At 35.6% G+C, this 23,176-nt stretch carries 17 protein-coding genes; 12 read left to right on the top strand and 5 right to left on the bottom strand.

Annotation, left to right across the window (positions count from 1 at the left end; all coding sequences use genetic code 11):
* The first annotated feature begins 169 nt into the window (after positions 1-169).
* Positions 170-2,773, top strand: a complete 2,604-nt coding sequence (locus tag CEF14_RS07060) for a cation-translocating P-type ATPase (protein WP_102692205.1) — start codon at positions 170-172, stop codon at positions 2,771-2,773.
* 338 nt (positions 2,774-3,111) lie between these two features.
* Here the strand turns inward: CEF14_RS07060 and CEF14_RS07055 are convergent, their stop codons facing one another.
* The 3 genes from CEF14_RS07055 to CEF14_RS07045 all read right to left on the bottom strand — a co-directional run bounded on the left by CEF14_RS07055 (position 3,112) and on the right by CEF14_RS07045 (position 5,426).
* Positions 3,112-3,390: a hypothetical protein gene (locus CEF14_RS07055; protein WP_102692204.1), complete on the bottom strand. Its 279-nt coding sequence runs from the start codon at positions 3,388-3,390 to the stop codon at positions 3,112-3,114.
* 120 nt (positions 3,391-3,510) lie between these two features.
* A complete protein-coding gene (locus tag CEF14_RS07050) occupies positions 3,511-3,795 on the bottom strand; it encodes a M23 family metallopeptidase (RefSeq protein ID WP_102692203.1) in 285 nt (94 codons plus the stop codon).
* Between the two features lie 314 nt (positions 3,796-4,109).
* Positions 4,110-5,426: a GntP family permease gene (locus CEF14_RS07045; RefSeq protein WP_102692202.1), complete on the bottom strand. Its 1,317-nt coding sequence runs from the start codon at positions 5,424-5,426 to the stop codon at positions 4,110-4,112.
* A gap of 385 nt (positions 5,427-5,811) precedes the next feature.
* On the opposite strand from CEF14_RS07045, the gene CEF14_RS07040 reads away from it, so the two are divergent.
* The 6 genes from CEF14_RS07040 (at position 5,812) to CEF14_RS07015 (ending at position 13,180) form a co-directional block, all read left to right on the top strand.
* Positions 5,812-7,368 (top strand): AMP-binding protein, encoded by a 1,557-nt coding sequence (locus tag CEF14_RS07040; RefSeq protein WP_102692201.1) that lies wholly within the window; start codon positions 5,812-5,814, stop codon positions 7,366-7,368.
* Positions 7,365-8,153 (top strand): enoyl-CoA hydratase, encoded by a 789-nt coding sequence (locus tag CEF14_RS07035; protein ID WP_102692200.1) that lies wholly within the window; start codon positions 7,365-7,367, stop codon positions 8,151-8,153. The genes CEF14_RS07040 and CEF14_RS07035 overlap by 4 nt, the downstream gene beginning before the upstream one ends.
* Before the next feature lie 753 nt (positions 8,154-8,906).
* Positions 8,907-9,407 carry a hypothetical protein gene (locus CEF14_RS07030; RefSeq protein ID WP_102692199.1) on the top strand — a complete coding sequence of 167 codons (501 nt, stop codon included), beginning with the start codon at positions 8,907-8,909 and terminating at the stop codon, positions 9,405-9,407.
* On the top strand, positions 9,388-10,173 hold the full coding sequence (locus CEF14_RS07025; protein WP_170061468.1) for a 6-carboxyhexanoate--CoA ligase: 786 nt from the start codon (positions 9,388-9,390) through the stop codon (positions 10,171-10,173). The genes CEF14_RS07030 and CEF14_RS07025 overlap by 20 nt, the downstream gene beginning before the upstream one ends.
* Before the next feature lie 4 nt (positions 10,174-10,177).
* Positions 10,178-11,368, top strand: a complete 1,191-nt coding sequence (bioF, locus tag CEF14_RS07020) for an 8-amino-7-oxononanoate synthase (RefSeq protein ID WP_102692197.1) — start codon at positions 10,178-10,180, stop codon at positions 11,366-11,368.
* Positions 11,369-11,752: 384 nt separating this feature from the next.
* On the top strand, positions 11,753-13,180 hold the full coding sequence (locus CEF14_RS07015) for a protein adenylyltransferase SelO (RefSeq protein WP_102692196.1): 1,428 nt from the start codon (positions 11,753-11,755) through the stop codon (positions 13,178-13,180).
* Positions 13,181-13,498: 318 nt separating this feature from the next.
* Here the strand turns inward: CEF14_RS07015 and CEF14_RS07010 are convergent, their stop codons facing one another.
* Positions 13,499-16,552: an efflux RND transporter permease subunit gene (locus CEF14_RS07010; protein WP_102692195.1), complete on the bottom strand. Its 3,054-nt coding sequence runs from the start codon at positions 16,550-16,552 to the stop codon at positions 13,499-13,501.
* A 450-nt stretch (positions 16,553-17,002) separates the two neighbouring features.
* Here CEF14_RS07010 and CEF14_RS19375 point away from each other — a divergent pair, with 450 nt between their 5' ends.
* The 3 genes from CEF14_RS19375 to CEF14_RS07000 all read left to right on the top strand — a co-directional run bounded on the left by CEF14_RS19375 (position 17,003) and on the right by CEF14_RS07000 (position 19,049).
* Entirely contained in the window at positions 17,003-17,128 is a 126-nt protein-coding gene (locus CEF14_RS19375; protein ID WP_281256497.1) for a hypothetical protein, read from the top strand.
* Positions 17,129-17,339: 211 nt separating this feature from the next.
* The gene (locus CEF14_RS07005; RefSeq protein ID WP_102692194.1) at positions 17,340-18,188 is read left to right on the top strand and encodes a pyridoxamine kinase; all 849 of its coding nucleotides are present in this window, start codon (positions 17,340-17,342) and stop codon (positions 18,186-18,188) included.
* A gap of 489 nt (positions 18,189-18,677) precedes the next feature.
* Complete coding sequence (locus CEF14_RS07000) at positions 18,678-19,049, top strand: hypothetical protein (protein ID WP_102692193.1); 372 nt, start codon at positions 18,678-18,680, stop codon at positions 19,047-19,049.
* A 525-nt stretch (positions 19,050-19,574) separates the two neighbouring features.
* Here the strand turns inward: CEF14_RS07000 and CEF14_RS06995 are convergent.
* Positions 19,575-20,114, bottom strand: a complete 540-nt coding sequence (locus CEF14_RS06995) for an ECF transporter S component (RefSeq protein ID WP_102692192.1) — start codon at positions 20,112-20,114, stop codon at positions 19,575-19,577.
* A gap of 566 nt (positions 20,115-20,680) precedes the next feature.
* Between CEF14_RS06995 and CEF14_RS06990 the strand changes: the two genes are divergently transcribed.
* Positions 20,681-22,420: a methyl-accepting chemotaxis protein gene (locus CEF14_RS06990; protein WP_102692191.1), complete on the top strand. Its 1,740-nt coding sequence runs from the start codon at positions 20,681-20,683 to the stop codon at positions 22,418-22,420.
* Complete coding sequence (locus CEF14_RS06985; RefSeq protein ID WP_102692190.1) at positions 22,420-23,172, top strand: SDR family NAD(P)-dependent oxidoreductase; 753 nt, start codon at positions 22,420-22,422, stop codon at positions 23,170-23,172. The genes CEF14_RS06990 and CEF14_RS06985 overlap by 1 nt, the downstream gene beginning before the upstream one ends.
* Positions 23,173-23,176: the final 4 nt, after the last annotated feature.

Below are 23,176 nucleotides of genomic sequence, written 5' to 3'. Positions count from 1 at the left end.
TTTACAAATTGGACAGGCTTTGGTATATCTTTTCAAGTTAACTTCTGCCAATCAAAATTGCTAATTTACCATGATTATTTTATTTTTTTAGAATCTATAGCTACTAGGATATCTGCAATATCTTCTATAATCGTTGATATTCTAATGATCACAAAGAAAGGGGAAGCATATGTCAGAATTTCATCAACAATCGACAGTCGAAGTCATGGATAGGTTAGATGTGACAAATCAAGGCTTAAATGATTATGACGTCCAAATGAGACAAGAAGAATACGGCTATAATGAGTTAGAGGAAGGAAAAAGGACAAGCACCTTAGCTGTTTTCTTAGAACAATTTAAAGATTTACTAGTCATTATTTTAATGATAGCCGCTGTTATTTCATTTTTATTAGGTGAAGTTGAAAGTACAGTGGTGATTATGATTGTAGTTATATTAAATGCAATACTAGGAACTGTTCAGCATGTGAAGGCAGAACAGTCTTTGGATAATCTGAAAGCTTTGACTTCCCCAGTAGCAAAAGTGTTGCGTAATAATCAAATCGTAGAGATTCCCTCTGCGGAGATCGTTATCGGAGATCTTCTGTTTTTGGAAGCTGGAGATTATGTTAGTGCGGATGGACGATTATTAGAAAGCCACAATCTTCAAATAAACGAGAGTTCGTTGACTGGTGAATCCTTAGCTGTAGCAAAAAGTACGGATCCAATTAGAGAAGACAATGTGCCCATTGCGGATAAAACAAATATGGTTTTTACCGGAAGCTTTGTCACAAATGGACGGGGTACGGTTATTGTGACAGCAATCGGAATGGATACTGAAATCGGAAAAATTGCAAATTTACTAGATACTGCAAAAGAAAAGAAAACCCCTTTACAAATTAGTTTAGATAATTTTGGTGAAAAACTAGCGTTAGCGATCACACTAATTTGCTTGTTCATTTTCACGATTGACCTTGTTCGAGGACGAGCATTAGTTGAATCGTTCATGTTTGCTGTTTCACTTGCCGTTGCAGCAATTCCGGAAGCATTAAGTTCAATCGTTACAATTGTATTGGCTTTTGGAACACAAAAAATGGCGAAGGAAAATGCCATTATTCGAAAACTCTATGCTGTTGAAAGTTTGGGAAGTGTATCTGTGATTTGTTCCGATAAAACGGGAACGCTCACACAAAATAAAATGGCTGTTCAGCAGGTATTTGTGGATCAACAAATTATTCCATACAATCAACTAAATAGATCCAATATAATCCAGGAACAATGTATTGTATTAGCGTTATTGTGTAATAATGCTCTGACAAGTGATCAAAAAGAAATTGGTGATCCAACAGAATTGGCACTTGTTAAATTAGGTAGGGCATATCAATACGATGAATTTGTAGTGAGAGAAAGCAACCCAAGAATAGCCGAAATTCCTTTTGATTCCGAACGTAAGCTGATGAGTACATTAAATCGTATCAATCAGCAAAATGTTATGATTACAAAAGGGGCATTAGATGTGCTCTTACCTAGAATTGTAAAAATGGAGACATCTAATGGCATCATTAATTTTACAGAAGAACATCGTAAGAAAATCGAAATTGTCAATCGTAATTTCTCTAAGAATGGTTTACGTGTTCTGGCAATTACGTACAAGAACATAGCAAAGCAATCAATTGATATACAAGATGAAAAAGATTTAATCTTTGTTGGCTTAATTGCAATGATGGATCCTCCGAGAGAGGAGTCAAGAGCAGCTGTTGCAAGTTGTATAAAAGCAGGTATTAAACCAGTGATGATTACAGGTGATCACAAAATTACAGCTACTGCAATTGCGAAACAAATCGGTATTTTAAAAAATCCATCCGAAGCTATCGAAGGGCATGAAATTGAAGGATTAACAGATGAAGAGCTACAAGATAAGGTTGAAGATATTTCCGTCTACGCTCGCGTCTCACCAGAGCATAAACTTCGGATTGTCAAAGCATGGCAGGAAAAAGGAAATGTTGTAGCAATGACAGGAGATGGAGTTAATGATGGACCTGCCTTAAAACAAGCTGACATCGGTGTAGCAATGGGAATTACAGGTACCGAAGTAGCAAAAGATGCATCTTCAATGGTCTTAACGGATGACAATTTTTCCACAATTGTCAAAGCGATTGCCAATGGAAGAAGTCTCTATGCCAATATTAAAAATGCCATCATGTTCCTATTATCAGGGAATGCAGGCGCAATTTTTGTAGTCTTGTATGCTACGATCTTTGGACTACCCGTTCCTTTTGCGCCCGTGCATCTATTATTTATTAACCTACTGACCGATAGTTTACCTGCTATTGCCATAGGTTTAGAACCACATAGCAAAAAAATAATGAAGGACAAGCCAAGAAATATCCATCAGCCATTATTAAATAAAAAATTTACCACTCAAGTAATGCTCGAAGGAATCGTCATTGCGATTTCGACAATTATTGCTTTTCGCATGGGGTTGGCAACAGGCGATACCCAAACAGCAAGCACCATGGCATTTACAACACTATGTTTATCGCGATTAATACATGGCTTCAACTCGAGATCAAAAGAATCCATCTTCGCAATCGGTGTATTCTCAAATAAATACACATGGGTCGCATTTATAATTGGAGTGATTTGCTTACATTTAGTACTATTTGTCCCATCACTAACGGGCGTATTTGAAGTAGCCAAATTAAGTAGTCTACAATTTGGTTATATCTACGTATTATCATTTATTCCGTTTTTAGTGAATCAATGGTTTAAGGTGTTGTATGTGAGAATGAGATAATCTCGTTAGTAAGCAAATATTATAGAAAAAAGAGCTTGTTTTGAAAGGGGAAATAGTCAAAACAAGCTCTTTCTCTTTGTTAAATTAATAGCTAACTAAAATTTTTTATAAAAAGTAGTCTTTGGAGGAATATATTTATATAAATAATAACCTTTCTCTATCAACACAGAATAGAGATTGTAATGTTCAAATTTTAGAGTAACAACACAATACCAAGGCATGTCGTTTAATTCACAGATATTCGTATAAATCTGGTCTAAAATGCACTCAATGTGCACCTATAATGTAGCCAATGTAACCCTCGATTGCTCAAATATGTTTTTAAAAATATTATTCTATTATTTTTCTGCTAAGAATTTATAGAATAAAAGAAATGCAGAACCAGCAAAACAAAAGATTAAAATGAATAAAGTAAATGGATTATGTGGTAAAAATTTCAATAACCACATTGAAGTCATAATTGTAGCAAAAAACAATCGATCCATTTTAGTTTCGTGATCCATTTTTTCTAAATTAAATAAAATAATCAAGTATGCAATTGGTGGACAAATAAAAGCTAAAAAAATCGACCAACTTTTCTTTAAATACCACGGTAACTCTTTATTTGTGTTTTCCATATTTTACTTCCTTTAAACTTTCTATTTATATAAAATCCTATAAATTGATTATATTGTAAAAGTAAATAATGATGTTTAGGATGCAACTCAGAATCAAAGGATATGGAGAAGCTACTAAACTTATAAATTTGATATGGTATCTCCTTGTATTGGCTCTTTAATATTTTTGAATTGAATACGAATTGATTTAGCTGTATCAATGTCTAGAGCATCCATTACCTGAAAATGAATATGGGGCTCTGATGAATTTCCAGAGTTACCACATTTGCCGATAACTTGTCCTTCCGATACAACTTCATTTGGTTTTACTAAAATAGAGTTCTTTTTGAAATGGGCAATCATACTAAATTCATTATTAGCATGTTGAATCACAAGATAATTCCCTGCTGAATTGTTTTCATCCATTTTACCAGGGATATTATCTTTTAATCCATCGACTACTTTTATAATCTTTGGTTAACCAAATTTCTATCAATTTATCAGGATTAATGTAAGTGATCAACAAACAAAACCTCCTAAAATTAGTATTCATTTAATTTACGTAATCAACATGGTAAAAGTTTTAAAAAATAACTATTTTGTATATTTAATAAAGCAGAAAATTCCAACTAACCTTAGTCATAAATAAAAAGACAGAATCAACATCAATTTGTGATTCTGTCTTAAAATCCGAATTATTTTAGTTTACTAGCTAGTAAACTATCAATTGTTGCCAAAAATCAAAAAATTGAAAATAAGATAATTGCCAGGATAGAACCTAATAGAGGGATAATGACGGTCAGGGCTCCGAAAGCAGGGTAGGCACCTTTATAGGATTCTTGAGCAATCGAGTGAATGGTTGTGACTACATATCCACTATGTGGAAGTGTATCAAGTGATCCAGATGAGATTGCTACAACACGATGTAGAGCTTCAGGATCAACACCTGCATCTAAATAATGCGGTGCGATTAAAGGTAATGCAATTGCTTGGCCACCAGAAGAGGAACCTGTCAAACCTGCTAAAACGGCTACAGCTAATGCACCTCCAACTAATGGACTACCAGGGATATGTGTCATAAAATCTACTGCTGCCAAAAAAGCAGGTGTTTCCTTTACAACACCACCAAATCCAACGATGGCAGCTGTATTTGCTATCGCAATAACAGCACCAAGTCCACCATCTGCAATCGCTTTCTTTCTATCTTTCATGTATTTGTAACTAACTAAATAGGTAGTCAATATGCCGCCAATTAAAGCAATAATAAGTGCAGATGTTCCTAAACGTTCATGGAAGATAAATGAGAAGCCAAGCACCACTAATAATGGAGTCATACTTAATAACGGATTAGGTAGCGGATGATTGCTATTTTCACCGATTTTATCAAATTCTTTTGCTACAAATCTTTCGCCTCTAGCAATTGCTTTTGAAATCATCCGTTTCAACCACCAAAAACCAAGAGTTGCCATGAAAATGGAAACAACTAAACTTACTTCCCATCCGGCATATGGTGTTGTTTTAAGGTACGTAATAGGAATCCAGTTTTGAATTTCAGGAGATCCTGCTGAAGTCATTGTAAATGTAACCGAACCAAGTGCTAATGTAGCAGGGATAAATCTCCTAGGGATGTCTGCCTGTTTGAAAAGACTTAATGCCATTGGAAACACGGAGAATGCAACGATAAATAGACTAACGCCACCATAAGTTAAGACAGCGCATGCGATGACGACAGATAATGCTGCATATTTCACGCCTATTTTTTCAACAATCCATTTGGAAACACTATCTGCAGCACCACTATCTTCCATCACTTTTCCGAATATAGCTCCTGCTAAGAACATCAACCACCATGATCCGATAAAACCAGTAAATCCATTCATATAACTGGTAAGAAGATTCGGACTGCCTTCTGCTGCCAATTGTGGGAACAATGTAATGCCACTGAAAACTGCAGCAATTAAAGCGGCAAAAGGAGCTGCAATAAGTACATTCACACCCCTAACTGTTAAATAAATTAATAATGCTAAACTCCCAAATACACCAATAAATCCTAACATTTTCATCGACCCCCTTTTGAAGATACAATATGCCGATTTTCATTCAAATAGTATAGAAAGATTATTAAAAGTTAGTTTAAGAGAGTTTAAATGTTAACTACATAGTCAATTTCATAATCATCATTATTGAATCGTAAATTAGATAGCATTTGTGTTCTCTAACTAGAAAAGTATTTATGAAATTGATTCATATTTCAAAAAGAGTTTAATAACAAAATTGAAAAAAATATATAAGAGAGAAAATTGACTCTCTATTGATAGCTACCACAAAATAGAATGAAATATTAATATTTTTGACTCCAAATTAATATAAATGATTAGAAAGCGAATATAGATAGAATCTCATAATCTCATCAGATATTGAGAAGAAACGAGGAGATTGACGATGGATATCGGTCATTTTACAAGGAGACTCTATAAAGCATCAGATGAGAAATTAAATCAGAAAACTGCAGTGCAAGAAGAATCAGGTCGCTCGTGGAGTTTTGCAGAACTACATGAAAAATCCAATGCCTATGCCCATCAGCTTTTGAAAATGGGCGTAAAAAAAGGGGATTGTGTGGGGATTCTACTCTACAATTGTTTAGAGTATTTTGCACTATATTTTGCCATTGGAAAAGTTGGTGCGATAGCTGTTCGTATTAATTTTAGACTCACTTCAAATGAACTTGAGTACATTCTCAATGATTCTAAAACGAGAATCCTATGTTTTCATGAAGAATTTAGCGAAAAGATCACACCAATTCATAAAAAAATCTGTACGGAACATTTTATTTGCCTTACCAATAATGGAGAAAAGCCATCTTGGGCGGATGATTGGAATGTATTATCTAATGGCTCAATCGATGAAGTTGACATTCATATTTCTATCAATGATCCAGTAATGCTCATGTACACATCTGGTACAACAGGTAGACCAAAAGGTGCACTCTGGACACATAATACGACCTTTTGGTTTTCGACCATCCAAATTATGCAATGGGGATTTACAGGAAATGAAATTGCCATGACAACAGGGCCTTTATATCATGTTGGTGCAATGGAAGATGTAGCATTGCCTGTTCTATTAATGGGTGGAACAGTCATCATTACCAAAAGTAAAGGATTCGAAATAGAGCGTGTGCTAAAAGTAATTGAGGAAGAAAAGGTGACGGATTGTTTCTTATTCCCATTTATGATTTACGACATGTTAAATTTGCCGAACTTGTCTGATTATCAGTTAACAAATTTAAAAACAATCTTTACTGGTGGAGACCCATTAATGCCTTGGGCAATCGAAGAAATATATCGCCTTTATCCTCAAGTTGGGATTGTGCAAGTATATGGTTTAACGGAAGGACAACCAATCGCTGCTTGTTTAGATCCAAAGTATTCCATAACGAAAAGTAATACAGTTGGAAAACCTCTACCATTAACGGAAATACGCGTGATGAAGGATGATGAGAGTGAGGCTTTACCAGGTGAGGTAGGAGAAATTTGGATTAAGAGTCCAGTTGTTTCTGAAGGTTATTGGGAAAAGCCTAAAGCAACAGCAGATACATTTTGGAATGGTTGGTGCAAAACAGGAGATTTAGGGAAATTCGATGAAGAAGGATTTTTATCAATAGCAGGTCGCAAGAAAGATATGATTCGTAGCGGTGGAGAGAATATTTATGCAGCTGAAATTGAAGATGTTTTTTATCGACATAAAGCAGTAAAAGCTGTCGCGGTGATTGGAGTTCCAGACAAAAAATATATTGAATCCGTTTGTGCAGTCATTGTGTTGAAAGAAGATACAGAGATTTCAGAAGAAGCATTTATTCAATACAGTAAGCAGTTTTTAGCAAGCTATAAAACACCTAAAAAAGTAATTTTTGTTGATGATATTCCCCGTACACCTTCTGGAAAGGTGAAGAAGTTTGAGTTACGCAATATGTATGGTCATAAAGGAGGTATTTTATGAATCGCAAAGAAAAAGTAAGTTTAACCATTGAAAATCAAATAGCCATTCTTATGATCCAAAATCCACCTGTGAATATACTTGATGCGGATGTAGTAGAACAATTGCATCAGAAAATAGATGAAATTGAACAGACACCAACAATCAAAGTTGTGATACTTACGGGTGAAGGAGAAAAGGCGTTTATGGCAGGGGGAGACATTAAGTCATTTCCTGAATGGATGGGAAAAGGAATCGAACTTGCTGAGGCTAAATCACGATGGTTGCAACATCCACTTAATCGAATAGAGGCGTTACCTTATCCAACCATCTGTGTATTAAATGGTGCTGCGCTAGGAGGAGGATGTGAATTGGCATTAGCCTGTGATATTCGCATCGCAGAAAAGCACGTTACCATAGGATTACCTGAAATAAAACTCGGTCTATTCCCTGGTGCTGGTGGCACGCAAAGACTTGCAAGATTAATAGGGAAAGCCAAGGCTAAAGAAATCATTTTCACGGGGGAATCTCTAACTGCAGATGAAGCCCTAGCAATAGGATTAGTCAATACGGTTGTACCGAAATGGTATGGCTTAACAACAGGCATACAACTAGCAAAAAAAATAGCCACTCATTCACGGCAAGCATTAACCTATGCCAAACAGGCAATCGATGAGGGTGCTGATCAAAGCCTTTCAGACGCACTTCAAACAGAAGCCCACTATTTTGGCCATGTGTTCCAAACAGAGGATGTAAAAGAAGGCGTTGCAGCATTTATAGAAAAAAGAACACCGAGGTTTTTAGATTGATGTGAAGGAAAGAAAGTATTCATATAAGGTATAAAAGAAAACGAAGTTACTAACAGTTTATATTGATTTATAAATGAGAGAACACAGATTTTACTAAAATCTGTGTTCTTTTTTCTTAGGCGAAAATTAACTTCATTTGAATCAATTTCATAAATCAGTATTTTGTTAATAAATACGAACAATTCAGACCAACAAAAGATCTAATATTCATAGTTGACAATTCCGCTCCAGACGACGCTTTCCACGGGCTTGACTTCAATCTCCTCGGGTCAACACGATGTTGATCACAAAGCCGTTGCCACAGGACGTGGCGTTCTTAGGTTTTGTTCCTTAATGACGTTCCTGTGGGGCTTTCAGTTCAAGCTATTCCCGTAGGAGTCGCCGTCTTCCGCTCCATATTGAACAAAAGTATAAACATTAAATGTTCGGAATTTTAATATTAATTTTGAATTATGAAATTTATTTATTTATATAAAAATGGGAATTTTTAATATTTCATACAATCTAATCATGGTTGTTTTATCGCTTATTCAATTTATAAATTTTATACAAATGTTAATAGGAAAATGACATTGTTAGTTGCTGGAATCATTTAAGTTAAATCAAAATTGATTTGATAGTATTAGTATCACATAGAATCAATTCACTCAATTCTATTTTCTATATTGACGATGTCGTTCTAGTATGTTTTAATACGCATAAATGTGTTAACTTAATTTTAAAATAGGTTAACCTATTTGAAGGGGGAGTTTTATGAAAAAATGGACAACTTATGATCTTGCACAGATTGCTTTACTTGCTAGTTTCATAGCGATTTCGGGATCAATTAAGATTCCTATAGGTATTCCTGGATCTGAATTTCAGCTTTCTGCTCCTATTGCAGTAGCAATTGTTGCTGTGTTTGGATTTAAACGCTACATACTTGCAGGTATTCTTGCCAGTCTGATTTTATTTTTACTTGGAATACATAATCTATTTAACGTTGAAATTGCGATGACTTTTCGAATAGTGGCTGGTGGATTAGTTGCTCTATTCGGAACTTCTTTTCCTGTATTAATGTTAGCTGGACCGATTGGAACGGCTGCTGCGCGTATGGTACTAGCATTCACACTTGACATTCCTTCTGGCCCGTTGCTTTTAACTGCTATTCCAGGAATGATTTTTACTGCTGCAACTGTTTTGCCATTAAAAGGAGTATTCAGAATAATTAGTGAAAAACAAAGGAGCCATGATTATGTTAAACAATCTCTATAGCATCAGAATGAGAGGCGCTGAAGGCGGTCCTCATGAACATGGTGGACGACATATATCTGGTGGAGAGCGTCTCGGACAAAAAGAAGAACTGCAGGAATTAGCAAAAGAGTTACTCGATAAATCACTTCATCATTCACGTGGTGATTGTGACTTCATTCAGATTGTTATTGAAAAGCTTATGGATGATGAGATTCAAAGAATTAGCCCTCTTCCTATTTCTAGCGAACAAGCACAAAATGTTAAAGAAGGAAGAAAAATAGCCATGTCATTACTAGCATCGCTAGGCATTTCAGATGAAGCGATTAAAAATGGAATTGAATTCTTGAAGCAATCCACACACCAAAGAGGAGCTATTATTGTCGATAGTCAAACTGGGCAACGACTAGATAACCGTGGACTAAAGGGTGTACGTGCTTCTCGCATGGATTGGAGTAAAGAAAGTTGGGAGAAGTGGTCTAAATCTCATGCACCATTGATTTCACCTCGTATTAGAGAAGCAATTGCACTGGCATCAAAAGTTACAGCTTCGCCTTATACAGTAGCTGAATTATGCTGGTCAGATGATCTAGAGTATACAACTGGTTACGTAGCAAGTTCTAGTAAGGGATATATACGAATTCCCCATTTGAAGAATAATGGAGAAGATTGTGGTGGGCGTATCTTTTTTATTAAACACAATATTTCATTAGATGATTACATTACATATATGGAAACAACCCCTGTTTGTATTTCATATGAAGATGAAGCAGATATGAAAGGACTATAAACGTATGAAAGTTGATATTAATCAAGAATTACAACAAATCCAAGAAAAAGGTTTATTTCGTACACTTCGAACAATGAATGCAGCAAGTGATCCAGAAACAATTCTAGAAGGAAAAAAAATACTATTATTTTCATCTAATAATTATTTAGGTTTGGCAAATGATCCGCGTTTGAAAGAAAAAGCCATTGAGGCCATTCAACAATTTGGTATAGGAAGCGGAGGATCGCGTTTAACAACAGGAAATTTTTGTTTGCATGAACAGCTAGAACAGGACATTGCTGCTTTTAAAGGGAAAGAAGCTAGCCTTATTTTCGGCAGTGGATTTCTAGCAAATGTCGGCATAATTTCTTCATTAATGGAAAGTGGAGATGTTATTTTAAGCGATGCCCTCAATCATGCAAGTATTATTGATGGCTGCCGCTTAAGTAATGCAGATACACTTATTTACCATCATGTTGATATGAATGATTTAGAGAAAAAGTTGCAACGTACAAGTTCTTATCGACGAAAACTTATTGTCACAGATGGTGTATTTAGTATGGATGGGAATATTGCACCTCTTCCTGCGATCGTCCAACTTGCCCAAAAATACGGAGCGATGGTAATGGTCGATGATGCACACGCTACAGGCGTTCTAGGTAAAACAGGTGCCGGTACTGCGGAATATTTTGGATTAACCAATCAAATCGAACTCTTGATGGGTACACTTAGTAAATCAGTTGGATCTGAAGGTGGGTATGTTGCTGCATCTCGATCGATGATTCACTATTTACGCAATAAAGCTCGTACGTTTATTTTCCAAACATCTTTGTCTCCTGGTGTCATTGCTGCTAGTATAGAAGGAATTCGAATTATTCATGAAGAGAGAGAGAGAAGGATACAGCTTCTAGAAAATGCAGAATTTTTGCGAACAGGATTGAAAAAGGCAGGTTTTTCACTTGTAGATGGAACTACTCCAATTCTCGCAGTTTTAATTGGTTCCGCACAAGATGCCGTACGTTTTTCCAAAAGGTTAGAAGAAGAGGGGATATTCGCCCCAGCGATTCGCCCGCCTACAGTCCCTGAAGGTATGAGCAGAATCCGACTAACTGTCATGGCCACTCACCGGAGAGGACAATTGGAATATGCTTTACAAACCTTTTTGAAAATTGGTAAGGAGATGAATCTTCTTTCTGCAAATAACTTAGTTTACTAATTTCTGATGAAAAAGAGGGCGAAAATTCTCTCTTTTTTATTTTTTTTATTGTTAATTATTTGAATGACTTGGTGGCTCTAGCAAATTACCATGAAATAGTTCACTCAATCTACTAAGTATGCATGATGAATCTAGCTACTCAACTAGTTCTAAATTTATCGTCGATGTGGATTAACAGCAATGTAATGCTAAGTCGTACAAGCTTACGAATTAGCACTAATTTAATGATTTAAAGCATTTTGTTGTAGGTAAAAAAGCATCCATATTAGGGTGCTTTTTTATATTATGTAATAAATGTAAATAATCTTTTGAATCTTGAAAGTTTGGGATGTAGGTTTTTTCCTCTATACTGTAAATAAGAATGTAAAAAAGTGAGGAGAAACTATGCAAGAAAATCAAAGCTACCTGACACTTCCATCTTCTTTTTATAAAGTAGTACCATTAAATCCAGTGAAGCATCCGTCATTTTTAGTTGTCAATGACCAATTAGCTGAAGAACTTGGAATTGATCCAGATAAATTAAAGACTGAACGAGCGCTGCAGATTTTTGCGGGGAATGAGATGCCTGAATCAGCAGCTCAAATTGCACAAAGCTATGCAGGACATCAGTTTGGACAGTTTACAATGCTAGGAGATGGACGTGCACTTTTAATTGGTGAGCAAGAGACGAAAAAAGGACTAAAAGATTTTCAATTAAAGGGATCTGGAAGAACGCCATATTCTCGAGGGGGAGATGGACGTGCAGCAGTCGGCCCAATGCTAAGAGAATACATGATTAGTGAAGCTTTACATGCTCTTCATATTCCGACTACGAGAAGTTTAGCTGTCGTTAAAACAGGAGAGCCTGTTTATCGCGAGCGTGTATTAGATGGAGCGATTTTAACCAGAGTCGCATCTAGTCATTTACGTGTAGGTACTTTCCAGTTTGCACGACATTTTTGTGATGAAGAGGATTTAAAAGCTCTTGCTGATTATACTATTAATCGTCATGATCCAACACTAGCAAATCAGGCTAATCGATATGCAGCGTTTTTTAGTCATGTAGTCGATCGTCAAGCGAAGTTGATTGCAAGTTGGCAGCAAATTGGTTTTATTCATGGTGTCATGAATACCGATAATATGACCATTAGTGGTGAAGCAATTGATTTTGGACCGTGTGCATTTATGGATACATTTAACCCAGCGACCGTTTTTAGCTCGATTGACACAGTTGGTCGCTATGCATATGAAAATCAACCGAAAATTGGTGGTTGGAATTTAGCACGACTAGCAGAAACGTTATTACCACTTGTTCATGAAGATGAGGATCAAGCTTTAGAAATTATGCAGGCAAAACTTGATGAGTATCCAACAGCATTTCAGCAATATTGGTTAGATGGTATGCGTAAAAAGTTAGGACTACAAGTAGCTATGGAAGAAGATGCGTCATTAATCGATCAACTATTAACGATGATGTATCAACAACAGGCAGATTATACGAATACATTCCGAGGGCTAAGTACAGAACAGGAGCTAGAAATTTTTGAGACAAAGGATTTTAAAGCGTGGCAACAGAATTGGCATAGCCGACTACAAAAAGAAAATACAACCTTAGAAGCGGCAAAGGCATCTATGCAAAAGGTCAACCCAGCGATCATCGCACGAAATTATTATGTAGAAGAAGCACTGAGATTTGCGGAGCAAGGTGATCTATCGTATGTTGAAACATTCGTAGATGCATTGCGATCACCATTTACAGTAAAGAAAGAACATCAGCATTTCCAAACACCACCAAAAGAAGACGGACCATTTATTACGTATTGTGGAACATAAAATCGAAGGTAGCAGGGATTGGGGATATCCGCGATTCTCTGAGTTATATCCGCGGTTTTTAGGTTTGTTTCCACGGATTCCACTCTCTTATCCGCGATTTTTTGAATTATATCCGCGTTCTTTACAATTTATATCTTTGTTCGCGGCGTTCATCTAAGTATTTTCTCTTGAACTCGTCCGCAGATAATGGTTTTGAGACATGAATATGAATTTAACTGACAGTTTATCATCGTCAGTTAAATTTTTGAGAGAAGGAAGTAAAACCAGACTCTAGCCATCAAGCTAAAGTCTGGTTTTCTTGTCTTCATATTAACGCGATTAAGCAATCGTTGACTCTGATTCGTTTGAACTATCTTCTATCGTTACTTTCTTCATTCGTTGTTTTTTCGATTTTCTAAAGTAAAGCAGTTCATATACACAAGGAATGACAATCAGCGTTAGTAGTGTAGCCATTGCTAATCCACCGATTACGACAATTGCCAGACTCTGTGAAACTAAACTTCCTGCTTCAGATTTCTTTAATAATAATGGAAGCATTGCACAAATCGTTGCTACTGCGGTCATAAAGATTGGTCGCATTCTTGAAGCTGTTGCTTCGATAAGTGCATCGCGAATGATCATTGTGCGTTCGTTTTGTTTGACACGATCTAATAGTACAATCGCATTGGTGACTACGATACCAATTAGCATTAATGCACCTAAAAGGGCCGTAATATCGACTGAAATGCGACTGATGAGAATCCCTAAAATAGCCCCGATCGCAGCTAGTGGGAGAGAGCACAGAATAGCGATTGGTGTTTTAATCGACTTGAATGTAATGACCATAATCAAGAAGACAATGCCAATAGATGCTAGCATAATTAGGAATAAATCAGCAAAATCATTTGCCTGATCGCTACTTGCTCCACCGATTAGTACTTTGACATTCTCTGGTATACTAATTCCCTTTTTATCTTTTTTATCACCGAAAATCACTGTATTAACATCACTTGAGATATCAGATAGTTTTGCAGGATCAACAGTTGCTGTAACGCGAAGGTATGTTTTTCCGTCTTTATGGAATTGGCTTGTTGATCGTTCTTCGCGTTGTAATGTTGCAATGGATGATACTGGTACAAGACCTGAATTAGTTTGCACTTTGATATTTTTTAAATCTTTAGGTGTTTTTGTGTCTATGAGAGGTTCTAGGAAAACTGTTTTTTGTTTGTCGTTTAGATTAATCGAGCCAATTGGTGTTTTATTTAACATAACGCCTAACTGCTGTGCAACTTGTGCCGTGTTTCCTTTTGAAGGATTAACCGTAAAGGAGTAGACAGTTTTCTTTTCTTCTTGATTGGTCGAGACTTTTTCGACACCTTTGATATGTTGTACTTTTTCTTTAACATTGGTTGCTACTTGTTCAAGTTCATTTACATTATCTCCAACGACATCGATGGTAATATTTGTACTTCCTCCGCCCATCATAAAGGAGGCTGCATTTACTTCTAAAGTGGCATCTGGATATTGGTCTTTTTCCTTTTCTAGCTCTTTAACTACCTGGTCTGTATCCTTTTTATCGTCAAGCAGAATACTGTAGGATGCTTCTGTTGAAGAGCCGACCACGCCGTATTGTGCATTTTCGGCAGAAAAACCAATCTGTGTAAACACTTGTTTAACGTTCTTTGCTTTTCGAATAGATGATTCAAGTTCAAAAGACTTTTCCTTTACTGTTTCAAAAGGTGTATCATTCGGGTAAGTGAGCTTTGCCGTAACATAATCTGCAGAAGAGTTGTCAACTGCACCTTTTGGAATCATAAAGTAAGCACCAATAGATCCGATAAAACAGAACAAGGAAATCGAGAAGATAACCCATTTATGGTTTAAGGACCAAGTCACGGCTTTAGGGAAACGAACAGCTGGTTTATGTTCCGAAAGCTTCGTATTTTTTAATAACCCAGCACTCATTAACGGTACTACAGTTAATGCAACGAGCAATGAAGCAAGTAGGGAATAGGTAACTGTTAAGGCGAATGGCAAAAGGAACGCCTGTAGGCCTCCACTTAATAGACTCATTGGTAGGAATACAGCCACAGTTGTTAAGGTTGAAGCAGTAATTGCAACGCCTACTTGCTTTGTGGCATCGATGACCATACGGACAGAGAATTTCTCTGTTTGCATTTTACGGAAAATATTTTCAATCACGACAATACTATCATCCACTAGACGTCCAACAGCAACAGCGACACCACCGAGCGTAAGAATGTTCAATGTTACACCTGACCTTGATAGAAGGAACAGAGTGAAACAAAGTGATAAAGGAATCGACACAATGGTGATCAAAGTAGTTCGGATATTACGTAAGAAGAGCATAATCACGATCGTTGCAAAAAGAGCACCTATGAGTACTTCTTTAATCATCGTATGAACAGAATTTTGTACCAAATCAGCTGAAGAAACATAAATGACAGATTCTTGCTGAGCATATTCTTTATTGATTTCTTTTGTGACTTTTTCAACTTCTTTGCTAATCGCCACCGCATTCGATTGACTATCCTTTGTAATGCTAATGTTTAAACTATCTTTTCCATTAAAACGGTTGATGTAACTATTATCCGTTGTTTCTTTAATTGTTGCGATGTCACCAAGTTTAACGCCAGGTGCTACGGCTACGTCTTTTAATTTTTTGATACTTGTGACATCACCGATCACTTTGATATTACTTGTTTTGCCATCAATGTTCTTTTCACCAACAGCGACTGCGGTGTTTTGTCCCTGAAGAATACTCATTACTGATTGAAGTGAAATTTGTTTTTTAACTAGTTTTTGATCATCTATGTTAACGGAAACGATAGAGTCTGTAATTCCGTATACATCTACACTGGAAACTCCTTTGATTTCTTGATATCTGGATTGAAGCTCTTCACGTGCAAATTCCTTATTTTGATCCGTCAACCCATCTTTAAAGGTAACGGCAATGTTGACAATTGGAATCATTGAAGTATTCAGCTGTGAAATGATGGGCTTTGAGATATAGGTAGGTAAATTGACATTAGTAATTGCTTCTTCTACATCTTGTTTAGCTTGTTTCATGTCATAGCCTGATTCGAAATTCAGATCTATTTTGGAAAATCCATCTCCAGTCGTTGAATAAACAGATTTTTTTCCATTGATTCCTTTAACGGCATGTTCAAGGGGATTGGTAACTTCAGATTCCATAGTTTTGGAATCCGTACCTTGGCCCATCGAAATGATCGTTACTTGCGGATTATCCGCAGAAGGTAAAAACTCCATGGGCAGTCTATAATAGCTAACAACACCGATGATTAATATGAGAACGGTCAAAAAAGCGACAGCTGGCTTGTTACCAAAAGCCCATTTTGTAATACTCGACATCGTAAATCTCCTCCTAAAAACAAATTTAACACGAAATAAAATATACGAATAATGCATGGTGAAATATCACACTTTTTTGAAAATAAAAATGTTAATGATCTCTTTCGAAATAATTCCTCCCTTCTTCTTCTACCCCTCTAATTGTAAGAAATAAGTAAAAAATCCATATCAGCCCCAGTGCTTATTTTTTCTAAGACCTGAGACTGAGATGTTCCAGGGAAAGAAATGTTTGAATATGAGAAAACATCGTAAGAACGCACTCAAAAAATGCTGAGCATCCATATAACAGAGCCATTCAATTAGGGAATAAACGAATTTTTCTAATCAATAATCAATGGAGAAAAAGTCACATGCTTTCTTTATATTCATATTAATTCTAATGGAAATGAATCTATTGTCTACTATATTTGTAAAAAAATACATCATTTTTATATAAAATAGTATTTGTTAATGTTTTTAACATTTGGAAAATGGGACATTATACAAGATGTTGGGGAAATGGATGCAGCAAATAAGCTTTTGCTAAGTGAGTATTATTTTAGAAATTCTAAAGAGCGAGTTATTGTAGATGAATAGGATATAGATTCGAATTATCGAAAATCAACAAAACAACATTATATATGTCACGATTAATCAAAACAGTACTGTCGTTAGAAGAAGTTTCAATGATGTTGCAATATATGCCCCGCTTTAAATCGCTCATTGATCTACTATTAAGCATTTTCCCAATTCTTTTTTTGTGATACGATGTGGGATAGACGATAAACCTTTTGGAGGTACTAGTATTATGAAAAAAGTCGCGGTCATACAGGATTTATCATCTTTTGGGAGATGCTCATTAACGGCTGCAATTCCAGTTCTATCGGTCATGGGCGTGCAAGCATGTCCTCTACCAACTGCAATATTGTCTGCACAAACTGGTTATCCAAGCTTTTTTTGCGAAGATTTTACCGATAAAATGCACTGTTTTGTAGATGAATGGAACAAGTTAGACGTCACGTTTGACGGTATATATACAGGATTCGTTACGGGGCGAGAACAAATTGATAATATTTTCCACTTTTTAGATCATTTTCAAACCAAAGAATCACGATTACTGGTTGATCCGGTAATGGGCGATATGGGGCAAGCCTATAAGCTTTTTACAAATGAATTGCTAGTACGCATGAGGGAACTTGTGAAATGTGCCAATGTGATTACACCGAACGTTACGGAATGCTGTCTTTTGACTGGATTATCTTATGATAAGCTACATCGTTATTCAAAAGAAGAAGACTTTATTCAAGCAATTGAGGAAGCCGGAAACATTTTGCAACAAGAAACAGATGCACAAGTCATTATCACGGGAGTGAATCCACCTACAACCCATCCTGATCAACAATTTATTGGGAATATGTATTTAGATGGCAGAACTACATTTTATCGTACGATGCCTTACAACGGTCAAAGTTATTCTGGTACAGGAGACTTGTTTGCATCAGTTATTATGGGGGGCTTGATGCGTGGAGAAGATTTAAGAGAATCGGTGCAACTTGCTGAAAGTTTTCTAAATGCGGCCATCAATGATTCGTCCTTGGAGGAAACCCCGAAAGAAGCAGGCGTTAACTTTGAAAAATATTTGAAGATGTTGTTGTGAAAGCAGAAACTTCATCGTTTTTTAGAAAGTAAATACTCATTAAAAATTCACCTCTAAATTGAATTGGGGGATCAATGCCTGATTTAAAAATAGAGGTGTTTTGCTTTTTTGATTTCCACATTTTGAAGGTTAGTAAACATTTGTAATAATCGATATATCAACTGAGTGAATCACTTTTAGTTTCCAACATTCATTATTCTCTTTGTTATTGTTGGCGAACAGGAGCTTATGACAATGGGGATTTAAATGAATGTTGTCAAGATGGGGAAAGTCCAGACAATCATATGGACGATTTATTATGACCGAGTAGAACCATAAAGTACATTTGTTGGATGCTTGGTCGTGGTTGTACTATTAAATAGCAATTAATCAAATAGAGTTATATACAATTGGTTTGTCTATTAACATAATCGGTTAGAGTGATCGTCTGTAATAGTTTCATACATAATCTACTAATTTGTTATATTAAGAGATAAGAGAGGTGACAATATGAAAAAAATAGTAATTGGTATACTAATCGTCTGTTTATACAGTTTTCCTTTTGTTTATTTTTCAATGTACCAAGATTTTGCTAACGGTTCGATGTTAGCTTATTTAATGATGATTGTATTGACTTCGCTACTTGCTTACCTTGGGCAATTTCTATGCAACTCAATTCCTTTTGTTTTGGGTAATATTGTATCGGCAATTATTTCTTATTACTTTAACGTTAGGATGGAGGATACATACGGATGGGATGGTGGTTATTTTAAACCTTTTTCATCGACTCAACTATTAGTAATTGTGAGTGTATTCAATTTAATTCCCCAGTTGATCGCTATGAGGTTAGCTAAAAAATACAAAAATACAGTTAAAGATTAAATTGATGGGAGAGTACTTTTTTGAATTAGAAGTTACTCATTTCTGAGAAACAAGTAGAGCAAATGCTTATTTCGACGTATCAAAAAACAAATTATAACACTGTTGAAATCATTAGAAACGCATAAAAATAACCTCAGTTGATTGAGGTCCATTTAGGCTGTTTTCCTATCTTTTCTTATTTTAATAGCGACAGTTATACAAACGAATGCACCCATAAAACATGTGAAAATAGCAACAAAAGCTCTATTCTCACTTGACCATTCCCCCTATTTATAGATTAACTTTACTATAACAATCATTCTTTTGAATTATTTACGAAAAAACAACAAAGTTCATGAAAAATACCTTTCAAAAAGCCATCTTCGTTCATTAAAGGAGGTTTTCTGTTTGTGAGACTATGTTGCATTTCATTTTCCATATTTATGATTACACCAGTAAGTACAGAAACAATCTTTAATTTACTAGAAATATAAAATAAGCGTATTCACTTCGAATACGCTTATTTTTAGAATCCACATCGCCTCATTATTTAAAAGCTGGAATTTTCTTCAAGAAAGCACAAACAGGAATCGATATGATAAGCCCTAACATATTTTGCACAAGGTCCCCAGGAATTGAGGCAACTGGTGCGATCCAATTACCATATAAAATACCTTCACCAATATAATATACAGCCATCATTGGAGGCATTGAAACGATAGTAGCTAGTAGATTGATCCCAATACTGTTTCCTTTGCGTCCGTTTGACCAGGCGATTTTCCCTGCAATATATCCTTGTAAACCACGAGAAACAAAAGTGATAGGTGCCCACATTGTCCATCCAGAAACTAAGTCAAATAGCCCCATCCCAAATGCTCCAGCAATTGCACCTGTTTTTGGACCGAAAAGAATCGATACGATAAAGAGCATTGCTGTTCCAAGATGAACCAAACCACCATTAGCTGTAATCGGTAGTTTGATATTTAACATAAGCGTTGCAACAAAAACAAGTGCAATACACATTGCGCTTAAGATTAATTCAAAAGTACGCGTTTTGTTCGTCGAATAACTTGCTGTTTTTTGCATGATAAACCCTTCCTTTTTAAAAGATATCAATGAATAATTGCTCATAAATATGTAGTTCTTTGATATCCTATTTGTTTAATCCGTTTTCTGAATTACTGATAAGAATAGCAAAGGATTGGTCTTTATAAAAGTATCAATTCTTTAAAAAATGTAGAGGTCAGTTTTAGAAAAATCAGAAAAGAAATCTAGGGATTAGGGAATAGCATACACTGAAAAAATTGTATTTGCGCTAAGAAGGTATGACTATAGCTTTTCTGTTATTAATATAAAAGACATAATATGTAATTTTTAGTATGAGATTATATGCATATTTGATGTATAAATTTGTAGGATTTTTAGATCGGTATTGATAAAAACAAATAATCACTATAGTCATGTGTAATTGCTACATATTAAAATGTATGTTATATTTTTTAAGTAAAATAAATAGGCTTATTGTAATGCTTGTTTATTTAATTATAGGTCTAAAGTTATTTTTATAATCAAAATTTGCTTTATTCTTAAGATGTACTGATTTAATTATTATTTTTACAAGAAAAAAGTAGAAGGAGATGTAAGATTAAGCTATGCGTTTTTTGAAAAGACTGTCCTTAAAATATAAGCTATTATTAACAGTTTCTATTATTGTCATTGCACTTTTTGCAGTCATTACAACTCAAAGTGTTACGCAATTGAAAGGTCAAATGGAAGATAGCCTTAAACAAGAATTAAAAAGTGTTGGGTTATTGACAGCCATGAACATAAGTCCAAAAGAAGTATCGGACATATTAACGGTAAATGGAGAAAAAGATCCGAAATTCCTGGAATTGCAAAGTAAATTAGACAACATAAAAGAAAAACAAGGAACGATGTATTGGAGTTACATATGGAGGATGGAAACAAATGGCGTTACCACTCTTGGTTACACTAAAAATTTAAATGATGTATATAATGCAGGGGAATTATTTACAGATCTTGCTCCAATTCATGTGAAAACTGCAAAACTTGCTATTGAGAACGATCGACCGGAAGTAACGAGTATTTTCAAAGATTCATACGGTTCATGGCGAACTGTTTTTATGCCTTTAAAAGATGAAAGCGGAAAGACAGTTGCAGTACTTGGAATAGATTATTCAGCCGATTATATTAATACAATCATTACTAAAAGTATTATGAAACAAATTATTACGGCAATTTTAGGTCTATTGCTATTACTAGGCATCCTATATGTGACAATCACACGTCTACTAAAACCACTCAATAAAGCAGTAGTTGTTGCAAATCAAGTGGCTAATGGCGATTTAAAAGATGTAGAGCTTAAGGCTTCAAATGATGAGGTAGGAAAGCTTTCACAATCTATTAAAATAATGGTTTCAAATTTACAACACATCATATCGAATATTAAAAATACATCAAACAACGTTGCTTCATCAGCTAGCCAACTAACAGCGAATGCAAATGAGACTTACAATAATGCTTCTCAAGTTTCTAAAGAAATGGAACTTATCGCCCAAAATGCTAAAACATCACTAGTAATGACAGAAGAAACAGCACTTGCAATGGGAGAATCAGCAGAAAGTATCCAAAAAATCGCCGAGTCAGCATATACCGTTTCTGAATCATCTCAACTCACTACAAATGCGGCGAAACAAGGTAATGAAGTCATTCAACAAATCATTGATCAAATGAACTTAATCCGTGAATCCGTTAGTCAGATGGATGATACGATTCGTGGTCTAAATGATAACTCAAGTAAAATTAGTGGTATTGTGAACTTTATCACTGATATAGCAGAGCAAACCAATCTATTAGCTCTTAATGCAGCAATTGAAGCAGCAAGAGCTGGTGAGCATGGTAAAGGATTTGCTGTAGTTGCTGGTGAAGTTAAGAAATTAGCCGAACAATCATCCCATTTTGCTTCTGAAATATTCAAGATCATTCATGAAATTCAATCAGAATCAGATGCCTCCTTAATAGTTGTAGAAAAAGGAAAAGAAAATGTAAAAGTTGGCATCGATTTTACAACAAAAGCAGGTTCTATTTTCAAAGATATATTGAAATCTACGGAAGATGTAGCGGGACAAATCCAAGAAATCTCAGCTGCATCGCAACAAATATCTGCAGCATCTGAGGAAGTAGCAGCATCGCTTAATAATATGAAATCATCAGCGCAACAATCTGCGGAATTTTCAATGAGTGTTTCAAATTCAACAGAAGAGCAATTATTAGCAATGCAAGAAGTAAAGGATGCTTCTTCCACTTTAGGACATACAGCAGAGGAATTGCATGCACTTATTACGAAATTTGAATTAGAGGATGAAAAATAATGGACTTAAAACTCGCAGGGAAAAATGTACTGATTACAGGTTCAAGCATGGGGATTGGAAAGGCAATTGCATTAGCATTTGCTGAACAAGGTGCTAATGTTTTGATCAATTATGTAGGAGACGACCAAACAGCAGAGACTGTTCGTTTACAAGCTGAGGAGTATGGTGTAAAGGCGCTCAAATGCAACGCGGATGTATCAGATTCTAAACAAGTAGCCGAATTGTTTGAATACATGGACCGTCAACTAGGTGAAATTGATATCCTTGTGAACAATGCAGGAATTGCACAAAGTGCACCCATAACAGAAATGACTGATGAACAATGGGACCGAATGATAAAGGTTCATCTCTATGGAAACTTCTACAATTGCCGAGAAGCAGCAAAAAGAATGTTGAAAAGGAAAAAAGGTAAAATCGTTAATATTTCTTCCGATTTAGGAAGTTTAGGCTGTGAAGAATATGCGCATTATTCAGCTGCAAAAGGTGGTATCAATGCTTTTACGAAATCATTAGCTAGAGAGTTGGCACCGTATATTAATGTTAATGCTGTGGCGCCAGGCGGAACACATACAGATATTTTGTTAGCTTTTGGAGATAATTATGTCGAGGAAGAGTCAGCAAAATACCCATTAAAACGATTAGCCCAACCAGAGGAAATCGCAAAAAGTGTCTTGTTTTTAGCATCAGAAATGGCTGATTTTTATACAGGACAAATTTTGGGCCCTAATGGTGGGGGAGTCATGAATGGATAATGTT

It is taken from the genome of Rummeliibacillus pycnus, from assembly GCF_002884495.1.
Taxonomy (GTDB): domain Bacteria; phylum Bacillota; class Bacilli; order Bacillales_A; family Planococcaceae; genus Rummeliibacillus; species Rummeliibacillus pycnus.
This window is presented reverse-complemented; position numbering and strand designations above follow the sequence as displayed.

Coding starts and splice junctions, on each gene's coding strand:
- CEF14_RS07035 (WP_102692200.1), top strand. CDS start 7,365: ATGAATCGCAAAGAAAAAGTAAGTTTAACCATTGAAAATCAAATAGCC.
- CEF14_RS07010 (WP_102692195.1), bottom strand. CDS start 16,552: ATGTCGAGTATTACAAAATGGGCTTTTGGTAACAAGCCAGCTGTCGCT.
- bioF (WP_102692197.1), top strand. CDS start 10,178: ATGAAAGTTGATATTAATCAAGAATTACAACAAATCCAAGAAAAAGGT.
- CEF14_RS07015 (WP_102692196.1), top strand. CDS start 11,753: ATGCAAGAAAATCAAAGCTACCTGACACTTCCATCTTCTTTTTATAAA.
- CEF14_RS07040 (WP_102692201.1), top strand. CDS start 5,812: ATGGATATCGGTCATTTTACAAGGAGACTCTATAAAGCATCAGATGAG.
- CEF14_RS19375 (WP_281256497.1), top strand. CDS start 17,003: ATGTTTTTAACATTTGGAAAATGGGACATTATACAAGATGTTGGGGAA.
- CEF14_RS07050 (WP_102692203.1), bottom strand. CDS start 3,795: ATGGATGAAAACAATTCAGCAGGGAATTATCTTGTGATTCAACATGCT.
- CEF14_RS06995 (WP_102692192.1), bottom strand. CDS start 20,114: ATGCAAAAAACAGCAAGTTATTCGACGAACAAAACGCGTACTTTTGAA.
- CEF14_RS07005 (WP_102692194.1), top strand. CDS start 17,340: ATGAAAAAAGTCGCGGTCATACAGGATTTATCATCTTTTGGGAGATGC.
- CEF14_RS07060 (WP_102692205.1), top strand. CDS start 170: ATGTCAGAATTTCATCAACAATCGACAGTCGAAGTCATGGATAGGTTA.
- CEF14_RS07030 (WP_102692199.1), top strand. CDS start 8,907: ATGAAAAAATGGACAACTTATGATCTTGCACAGATTGCTTTACTTGCT.
- CEF14_RS07000 (WP_102692193.1), top strand. CDS start 18,678: ATGAAAAAAATAGTAATTGGTATACTAATCGTCTGTTTATACAGTTTT.
- CEF14_RS06985 (WP_102692190.1), top strand. CDS start 22,420: ATGGACTTAAAACTCGCAGGGAAAAATGTACTGATTACAGGTTCAAGC.
- CEF14_RS07025 (WP_170061468.1), top strand. CDS start 9,388: ATGTTAAACAATCTCTATAGCATCAGAATGAGAGGCGCTGAAGGCGGT.
- CEF14_RS06990 (WP_102692191.1), top strand. CDS start 20,681: ATGCGTTTTTTGAAAAGACTGTCCTTAAAATATAAGCTATTATTAACA.
- CEF14_RS07055 (WP_102692204.1), bottom strand. CDS start 3,390: ATGGAAAACACAAATAAAGAGTTACCGTGGTATTTAAAGAAAAGTTGG.
- CEF14_RS07045 (WP_102692202.1), bottom strand. CDS start 5,426: ATGTTAGGATTTATTGGTGTATTTGGGAGTTTAGCATTATTAATTTAT.